The organism is Ferrimonas marina (assembly GCF_900129905.1).
Classification (GTDB): Bacteria; Pseudomonadota; Gammaproteobacteria; order Enterobacterales; family Shewanellaceae; genus Ferrimonas; species Ferrimonas marina.
The window spans coordinates 375,085-381,666 of the sequence record NZ_FQXG01000007.1; the positions used below are offsets into that span (position 1 = coordinate 375,085).

The window sequence follows — 6,582 nt, forward strand, 5'->3', positions numbered from 1 at the left end:
ATCAGGCTCCCTGGCGCTCGAAGTAGGCCTGCAGGAACTGATCAAAGCTGCCCTGGTCTGCCGCTTCGATCTCCGCCTGGCGCTGATGGGAGTCGCTACTGGCCTGCTCCAGCTGCTGCTGGTTCAGCACCTGGTAATCCTGCTGGGCAAACCAGGCCTTGTGCTTGGCCGCCAGATCGCAGGCCCAGCGGCCATGCCCCAACTCAAGGCTCTGCGCCAGCGCCCGTGCGGACAGGGTCTGCTCCGGATCGGTCACCGCCGGTTGCCATTGAGCCAGTGCCTGCTGGTAGCGGTCATCGCCGTTGGCCTGGTCCAGCACCGGTGCCAGCAGGGCGAAGCGTTCGAACAGCTCCCCTAACCAATCGGCCAGGGACACGGTCTGCCCGTCACGCTGCAGTTGCTTGCCGGGACGACGCCCATCCAGCACCACCGCCTCGAAGTTGGCCTTGTTCTCCTCGACGCTGCGCGCATCCATCGATGGCGTCTGCTGCAGCAGGCCGTCGAGCAGGAACAGGTCGAGCAGCAGGATCTGATCCCGGTCGATGCCGTTGGGGCTGAACGGGTTGATGTCCAGCGCTCGTACCTCGATGTACTCCACCCCGCCGCGCTCCAGTGCCTGGGTGGGGGTCTCGCCACTGTGGGCGGTACGCTTGGGACGGATCGGGGCGTACAGCTCGTTCTCGATCTGCAGCACGTTACTGTTGAGCTGGCGATACTCGCCGTTCTCCTTGACCCCAATGGCGGCGTAGTCGTCGGAGGGCAGGCGGATGGCGCGCTTCACGTCGCGCACGTACTCAGCCATCGAGTTGAGACTGACACTCAAGGCATCCTGGGCCTGGTTGGTGTAGCCCAGATCGCTCATCCGCAGCGAGGTGGCGTAGGGCAGGTACAGTGTGCCCTGGTGCTCCTCGAACGGCAGCGCCGGTGCCTGCTCGCCCAGGAAGGAGCGACACAGTGCCGGGGAGGCGCCAAACAGGTAAGCCAGTACCCAGGCGTGCTGGCGGAAGTGGCGCAGCAGGCCGAAGTAGCGCTCGGAGATCCCGGCCTGATCCTCGGCGTCGACGCCCAGGGCCGGCCACAGCCCCTTGGGCACCGAGAAGTTGAAGTGCAGCCCGGCAATCGCCTGCATCTTGGCACCGTAGCGGTGCGACAGGCCGATGCGGTAGGTGGTCTTCATCCGGCCGATGTGAGAGTGGCCGTATTGGGCGATGGGCACGTTCTCCTCGCCGTTGAGGAAACAGGGCATGGAGATGGGCCACAACCGCTGCTGATCCAGCTGCTCGAGCACAAAACGATGGACATCACTGAGGTGACCCAACAGCTGGTCCGGATCGCTGTAGACCGGGGTGATCAGCTCCAGCAGCGACTCACTGAAGTCGGTGGTGATCCAGTTGTGGGTCAGCGCCGCCCCCAGGGCGTGCGGATGAGGGTTCTGGGCCAGGGTACAGTCGGCCTGGATACGCAGGGCCTCGCGCTCGATACCACGATTCAGTTGGGTCAGGGCAGACTGCCAGGCGGGCTGCTGCAGGCGCTCTACGGCTTGTTGATATGCGCTCAAAGTGGGTCTCTTTCTATTCAGCAATAAGCGGCATCAATGCCCTTGCATCAATGCCGCCTATCTTCACTGGAATTGAGTTTTATAAGATCTAGTTTACAGAGTTATGAGACGCACGTCATAACCCAGCGCTTTCAGTGACGCCTCGTTGCTGGCTTTGTCGCCAACCACCAGGATGATCATCTGTTCCAGCTTGAGCTCCCGCTGGGCCAGGGCGTTGAGGGTCTCCAGGTTGACCTGCTCAATCAACTTGCTCTGCTCCTGGGTAAAGCTCTCATCCAGCTGGTAGCGCTGGATCTGGCCGAGGAAGCGTGCCTTCTGCCCCGGGGTCTCGTACTTGAGGGCATCCCGCTGGGAGATGGAGGAGCGCATGAAGGCCAGCTCCTGCTCGGTCATGCCGCTTTGCTGGAAGCGGGTGATCTCATCGATGAACTCCTGCACCGAGGCGGCGGTGGAATCCGCCCGCACGCTGGCGCTGGCGAGGAACTGGCCCAACTCCTGGCCGCCGTTAAAGCCACTGCGGGCGCCGTAGGTGTAGCCCTTGTCCTCACGCAGGTTGAGGTTGATGCGGCTGTTGAAGGCGCCGCCCAGCGGGTAGTTCATCAGCCCCGACAGGAAGAAGTCGCCGGTGGCATCAAACGGCATGGCGCGCTTACCGATGCGGATCACCGACTGGGCCGCACCGGGCTTGTCCAGCAGGTAGACCACCGGGCCGCCAAGCTGGGGCATCGGCTTAAGCGGTGCCCAGCTGCTGGCCTCACCCTGCCACTGGGACAGTGGCTTAAGTTGCGCCATCAGCTCATCCTTGGGCAGATCACCAACGGCGATGATGGCGGCATTGCCGGCGGTGAACTGCTGCTGATAGAACGCCTTGACCTGCTCCAGGGTCAGCGACGCCACCGTATCGACACGACCGCCACTGGGCATCCCCACCGGGTTGTCTTCGCCAAAGACCAGCTCACGCCAGGCGGCTGCAGCCAGCCAGGTGGGCTCATTGAGCTGGTGCTGCAGGTTCTGCATCATCTGGTCCTTGATGCGGGCAAAGTCCGCCTCATCAAAGGCGCTGTGCCACAGGCGCTCCCGCAGCAGCGCCATGGTGGGGGCCAGGTTACGGGTCAGGGCACTGACCGAGACCATGGTCTGGTTGTCGCCACTGCTGACCGAGATGCGTGAGCCGAGCTTCTCCAGCTCCTCGGCAAACTCCGAGGTGCTGAAGCGCTCGGTGGACTCCGCCATCATGGCGGCGGTCAGCGCGGCCAGGCCGGCCTGCTCCGGCGCCACCAGGCGGGCGCCACCATTGAGGGTGATCAGCAGCTCAGTGGTGGGGGTTTCAGTGGATTGGGTGCCGATCACCGCGATGCCATTGTCCAGCTGGCTGCGCCACAGGGTGGGCAGGGTCACCTGGGGGTTGTCGCCGGCCGGCGGGATCTGGCTGCGGTCGAAATTGTCGACGATCTCCGGTTGCTGCACCGCCTCGGTGGTCTGGGGCTGCGCCGCCAGTTCCAGCGCTGGCGGGGTCCAGTTATCCTCACGGGCGATCAGGCCCAGCTGCCCCTCGGGCACCACGCTCATGATCACCGCGTGCTGATCGCGGATGTAGGTGTCGAACACCCGGTTGACGTCCTCGGCGGTCACCGAGTTGTAGCGCGCCAGCTCCGCGCCGATCAGGTTGGGGTTCTGGAACAGGGTCTGGTTGTGGGCCAGGGTAGAGACCTTGCCCTGGGCGCTTTGCAGGCCATAGAGCACCTGGGCCTCGTGATTTACCTTGGCCTTGAGCAGGTCGTCTTCGGTTACACCACGCTGATCAAACTCGGCGATGGAAGCGCGGATGATGGTTTCGATCTCGGCCAGCTGCGGGCTCTTGCCGGGGTTGGCCAGGGCGAACAGGGTAAACTCACAGGCCAGTTCGCGGCAGGGGTGTCCGACCTGGGCCTGCACCGCATAGCCCTCCTTGACCAGGTTCTTGTAGAAGATGGAGGTCTTGCCGCCGCCGAGGATGCGGGCCAGCAGATCCAGTGCAGCCTCATCCTCGTGACGGGCATACACCGTGGGGTAGCTGAGGTAGATCAGCGGCAGGTGGACCCGGTCTTCCATCGAGATGTAGCGATCCGCAGACAGGGTAGCGGGCTGCTTTGGCGCGTTCTCCACCTCCGGGCCGCGGGGGATGGTACCGAAGTACTTGTCGACCCAGACCAGGGTTTGCTCGATGTCGATATCACCACCGATGGTCAAGGTGGCGTTGTTGGGGCCATACCAGCGCAGGAAGAAGCGACGCAGGTCCTCGACCGTGCCCCGGTCCAGGTCTTCCATCCACCCAATCACCGGCCAGGAATAGGGGTGGTCCTGGGGGTAGAGTGCCTGGCTGGTGCGCTCAAACAGGCGACCGTAGGGGCGGTTGTCCACCCGCTGGCCCCGCTCGTTCTTGACGGTATCGCGCTGATTCTCGAATGCCGTCTCGGTGACCGCGGGCAGCAGGAATCCCATCCGGTCGGCTTCCAGCCACAGCATCTTCTCCAGCTGGTTGGCCGGGACGGTCTCGTAGTAGTTGGTGCGGTCAGAGTTGGTGGTGCCGTTGAGGGTGCCACCGGCCTCGGTGACGATCTCAAAATGTTGCTCGTCGGCGACATTTTGCGAGCCCTGGAACATCATGTGTTCGAAGAAGTGGGCGAAGCCGGATTTGCCCAGCTCTTCGCGGGCGGAGCCGACGTGGTAGGTCACGTCGACGTGAACCAGGGGATCGGAGTTGTCCTGGTGGAGGATCACGGTCAGGCCGTTGGCCAGCTCGTACTTGTTGTAGGGGATAACCAGCTCGTCGCCCTGGGCGGTCACCTGCTCGACCAGGGTGATGCCCTCAGGCATCGGCGGCGTGCCAGGTTGGCTACCGCAGCCACCGATGACCAATATCAAGCCCAGCAGGGCCGACTTCCGTTTCCAATACCGCATCGCATCGCTCCGTTTCGGCTCAGGCGGCGGCAAGCACCCCCAGAGTCATCAACGCCACCACCAGGTAGCGCAAAAATTTACCTATAAAGATCAGTAGGGTACTAAATAACCACGGGAAGCGGAACCAACCCGCCAACAATGGTATGGCGTCCCCGACCACCGGCAGCCAGGCCAGCAACAGGGACCAGATCCCATAGCGTTCGACCCAACCCAATACGCGCGTTTCCCGGCCGGAGACCAGATCCTGCGGGCGCTTCTTACGGTGGATCCAGCGGCCAATAAGGTAACTGGTCATGGAGCCCAGGGTGTTGCCGATGGTGGCCACCAGCAACAAGGTTAGCAGTGGCCATTCTCCCTGGGTGACCAGGTAGGCAAGGATCGCTTCAGAGCCACCCGGAGCGAGGGTGGCGGCGATAAAGGCAGAGGCAAACAGGCCCCAAAGGGTCAAACTCATGGGGATCAGGCGGGGGTATCGAGTTGGAACATGGCGATCAGCTCGCTGTTGTCTGCCAGCATGTCGGCCAGGGTGTGCTTGTCTAGCTCAGCCAGGAAGGCCTCGAGGGCCTGACGGAATACCCCTTTAAGGCGACAGGCGGAGGTGATGTTGCAGGCCGGTTCGCTGCAGTCCACCAGTTGCATCGGCTCCAGGGCCCGCACCACCTCGCCCAGGATGATCTGCTCAGCCGGCTTGGCCAGACGGATCCCGCCGTTCTTACCGCGTACGGTGGTGACGAAGCCGGCATGGCCCAGCTTGTTGATCACTTTCACCATGTGGTTGCGCGAGACACCGTATTGCTCGGTCACCCGGGTGATGCTGGTGAGCTCGCCCTCGGGCAGATCGCCGAGAAAGAGCAGGGCTCGAAAGGCGAAATCACTGAAGCTGGTCAATTGCACTGGCGGTTCTCCTTTGATGGCTCTGGGCCTTTGATGGCCACAGGCCAGGAAGCGGTTTGCGTCGCGTGTCGGTCAATAGAGGCGCTGACAGGCGCTGGCGGTGATCACCAGCGGCGCCGGCGCGTTTGCGCCTTCGTAGAGGTGGCGATAGCGCAAGCCCGCCTCCAGTCGCTCCCGGTAGTAGCTGCTGCTGCAATAGCTGCGCAGCATCGCCTCCCGGTCGTCCTCCACCACGGCGCCAAACACCGCGCCGTGTTGCTGATCCACCGAACGGTAAACAATCACCATCTCGCCGTTGTGGTACTCGGCGCGGATAAAGTTAGGGTTCTGGCTTTGGCCAACCCCGCGATTGAGCTCCCGGGCCAGGTGGCGGCTCTCTTTATCGAGCCAATCCGGCAGGGTCAGGCTCCACAAGGCCTGTGCGGCGACGGGAAACAGCAACAAAGCCCCCAACATGGTGCGCTTCATTCATCCTCCAACGGGGATTCAGTAAACTGCGGAAGTGTATCCTATCCGTTGCGGTCAAACTGTGATCACCTTGGGGATCCAAACAGTGGCGGCAAAAGTATCAATCGCCAACATGATGGCTGAACTGACCAGGCCCCGGGATACCGGCCCTTGCCTGCCAAGCCTTCTATTCGACGGAGAAAGCGTACTATAGTTAACAGGCTAATAAGAAAGGAAAAACTATGATAGCTAGGATGTTTTTGCTGCCGCTGCTGCTGTGCCTGTGCTGGTTTCTCTACCTGCAGGTCAACGGTTACAGCCTGAAGCAGGGCCAGCAGGGCTTTGTCTATATCCTGGTGGGCTCCGGGGCGCTTCTGAGCTTTATGCTGTTTATGATGTGGGTAACGGCACCCGAGTAGAATCAAGGCGGGCTGCTGTTAGCGCCCCCTGCTGGCAGACAGGCAATAAAAAACCCAGCCGTTAGGCTGGGTCTTTTACTTTATATGGCGCGTCCGGGAGGGCGAAAGCGGAGTGAGCAAGCCAACAGTTTGGCTTGCGCCGCTTGAGCGCCGAAGCGCTCCGCGCGAAGGCCGGCAATCCGACCTTTCAATAATATGGCGCGTCCGGGAGGATTCGAACCTCCGACCGCCTGGTTCGTAGCCAGGTACTCTATCCAGCTGAGCTACGGACGCGCAGGCTTCACGTTTTCACTCTGTGACAGGAGCCGTTGATGCACAACGATG

6 protein-coding genes and 1 tRNA gene are annotated in these 6,582 nt (G+C 62.2%); 1 reads left to right on the plus strand and 6 read right to left on the minus strand.

Annotation, left to right across the window (positions count from 1 at the left end; translation table 11 throughout):
• Position 1: 1 nt before the first annotated feature.
• The 5 genes from gshA to BUC04_RS18160 form a co-directional block, all read right to left on the minus strand.
• The gene (gshA, locus tag BUC04_RS18140) at positions 2–1,558 is read right to left on the minus strand and encodes a glutamate--cysteine ligase (protein ID WP_067660386.1); all 1,557 of its coding nucleotides are present in this window, start codon (positions 1,556–1,558) and stop codon (positions 2–4) included.
• Positions 1,559–1,651: 93 nt separating this feature from the next.
• On the minus strand, positions 1,652–4,498 hold the full coding sequence (locus BUC04_RS18145) for a M16 family metallopeptidase (RefSeq protein ID WP_067660383.1): 2,847 nt from the start codon (positions 4,496–4,498) through the stop codon (positions 1,652–1,654).
• A gap of 19 nt (positions 4,499–4,517) precedes the next feature.
• Positions 4,518–4,952, minus strand: a complete 435-nt coding sequence (locus BUC04_RS18150; RefSeq protein WP_067660380.1) for a YqaA family protein — start codon at positions 4,950–4,952, stop codon at positions 4,518–4,520.
• Between the two features lie 5 nt (positions 4,953–4,957).
• Positions 4,958–5,392, minus strand: a complete 435-nt coding sequence (gene nsrR, locus BUC04_RS18155) for a nitric oxide-sensing transcriptional repressor NsrR (RefSeq protein WP_067660377.1) — start codon at positions 5,390–5,392, stop codon at positions 4,958–4,960.
• A 72-nt stretch (positions 5,393–5,464) separates the two neighbouring features.
• Complete coding sequence (locus BUC04_RS18160; protein ID WP_067660374.1) at positions 5,465–5,860, minus strand: hypothetical protein; 396 nt, start codon at positions 5,858–5,860, stop codon at positions 5,465–5,467.
• 221 nt (positions 5,861–6,081) lie between these two features.
• Between BUC04_RS18160 and BUC04_RS24100 the strand changes: the two genes are divergently transcribed.
• A complete protein-coding gene (locus tag BUC04_RS24100) occupies positions 6,082–6,258 on the plus strand; it encodes a hypothetical protein (RefSeq protein ID WP_169799590.1) in 177 nt (58 codons plus the stop codon).
• Positions 6,259–6,454: 196 nt separating this feature from the next.
• Here the strand turns inward: BUC04_RS24100 and BUC04_RS18165 are convergent.
• Positions 6,455–6,531 (minus strand) — tRNA-Arg (locus tag BUC04_RS18165).
• Between the last annotated feature and the right edge of the window lie 51 nt (positions 6,532–6,582).

What these genes read in the sequence shown, in the direction of transcription:
- BUC04_RS18145 (WP_067660383.1), bottom strand. Translation starts at nt 4,498, where the DNA reads ATGCGGTATTGGAAACGGAAGTCGGCCCTGCTGGGCTTGATATTGGTC.
- BUC04_RS18150 (WP_067660380.1), bottom strand. Translation starts at nt 4,952, where the DNA reads ATGAGTTTGACCCTTTGGGGCCTGTTTGCCTCTGCCTTTATCGCCGCC.
- BUC04_RS18160 (WP_067660374.1), bottom strand. Translation starts at nt 5,860, where the DNA reads ATGAAGCGCACCATGTTGGGGGCTTTGTTGCTGTTTCCCGTCGCCGCA.
- BUC04_RS24100 (WP_169799590.1), top strand. Translation starts at nt 6,082, where the DNA reads ATGATAGCTAGGATGTTTTTGCTGCCGCTGCTGCTGTGCCTGTGCTGG.